Raw genomic sequence first — 1,550 nt, 5'->3', positions numbered from 1 at the left:
CGTCGTGCGGGTGCTGCTCGACCTGCTCGCGCTCGGCGCGCCCGGGCTGGCGTACGTGGCGTGGGTCGCCCTCGGCGGCGGGTTCGCCGAGATGGTCGAGCAGCTCACCGGCGGCGTGCCCGCGTACGGCGAGCGGCTGCTCGGGCTGTGGCTGGCCGACCCCGAGGTGCTGACGAAGGCGCCGGTGCGCGAACTCGGGTTCTTCGCCGTCATCGCCGTGGTGCTGCTGGCCGTCCGGCTGCCCGGCGACCGGCTCGGCGCGGCCGGGCGGGTCGCGTCGTGGCTGCTGGTGCTCGCCGGGGCCGCCGCAGTGGTCTGGACCGTCGTCGACGGCCGGTTCACCGGCTCCTCGCGCTGGGCGGACGTCCTGTGGTGGATCGTCGCGGTCAGCGTGCCGGTGAACGCGGCCGTGGCGCGGAAGGTGCCGTGGGCCGGGCTGCTCGTGCTCGCCACCGGGTTCATGACCAGCCTGTCGTGGGGCAACGACACCCCGACGCTGCTCACCGGCACCCTCGCGCTGACGGCGTTGCTGCTGCTGAGCCACGTCGTCCCGCCGCGGCCGCGGCTGGCGCGCCGCTGGGTGACCGCGACGGCCGGGCTGACCGCGGTCGCGGTGTGCGGCTGGGTCGTCGTCGCCCGCCACGACCAGGCGGCCTACCTCGACCTCGGGCACGACCGGCTGACCGCGGACCTCGGCGACGTCAGCCCCGCGATGTCGGGCATCCGCACCAACCCCTCGACCTACGCCTACGTCCGGCAGATCCGCGACTGCCTCGACCGCTTCCCGGCCCCGCGGACGGCGGTCCTGCCGGACAACGCGTTCGCCTACCCCGCGTTCGGCCTGACCAACCCGTTCCCGCTGGAGTGGCCGCTGCCGCTGGAGATCGTCGGCGACGCGCCCCAGCGGATGCTCGCGAAGAGCGACGAGCTCAACCGCGAAGGCGGCTACCTGGTGCTGTTCCAGACGGTGCCGAGCCGGCTGCTGGCCACCGGCGGCCCGGTGCCGGCGGAGGTCCCCGCCGACACCCCCGTGTTCACCTACCTCGGCCTGGAGCGGGCGATCCAGGCCCGGCTCACCGGCCGCGTGGTGACCTGCGGCAGCTTCGTGGGCAAGTACGCGCCCTGACCTTCAGGAAGCGCGGCCGGCCTCGCTGAGCGCGCTGAACACCTCGATCAGCGCCTGGGCGATGGTTTCCCCGTCGTCGCCCGACATCAGCTCGCCGAACTGGACGCTTTCGGCGGCGACCCGGGCGCTGCGGACGGCCATCGCCCGCTCGTACTCCGCCAGCGCTTCTTCGACCGGGTGCGCGGCCAGTGCTTGCCCCAGCTCGGCGCCGTCGAGCATGGCCAGGTTGGCGCCTTCGCCGTTGACCGGCATGAGGTGGGCCGCGTCGCCGACCAGCGTCACCCCGGGCACGCGGTCCCACTCGTGCCCGGGCGGCAACGTGTAGTGCGGGCGCAGGACGGGCGCGGTGTCGCCGTCGGTGATCAGCGCGGTCAGCTCCGGCGCCCAGCCCTCGAACTCCGCCGCGATCCGGGCGGCCGCCGCG

At 74.9% G+C, this 1,550-nt stretch carries 1 protein-coding gene and 1 pseudogene; one reads left to right on the top strand and one right to left on the bottom strand.

Annotated elements, in window-relative coordinates:
* Positions 1–1,126: pseudogene (locus tag G3I65_RS53235) on the top strand (hypothetical protein); the annotation flags it as partial.
* Positions 1,127–1,129: 3 nt separating this feature from the next.
* On the opposite strand, the gene G3I65_RS53230 reads toward G3I65_RS53235, so the two are convergent.
* Positions 1,130–1,550: NAD(P)/FAD-dependent oxidoreductase (locus G3I65_RS53230; protein WP_203612749.1), on the bottom strand; the 421-nt coding region annotated here is incomplete at its 5' end.

Source organism: Amycolatopsis sp. SID8362, assembly GCF_010550475.1.
Taxonomy (GTDB): domain Bacteria; phylum Actinomycetota; class Actinomycetes; order Mycobacteriales; family Pseudonocardiaceae; genus Amycolatopsis; species Amycolatopsis eburnea.
This window is presented reverse-complemented; position numbering and strand designations above follow the sequence as displayed.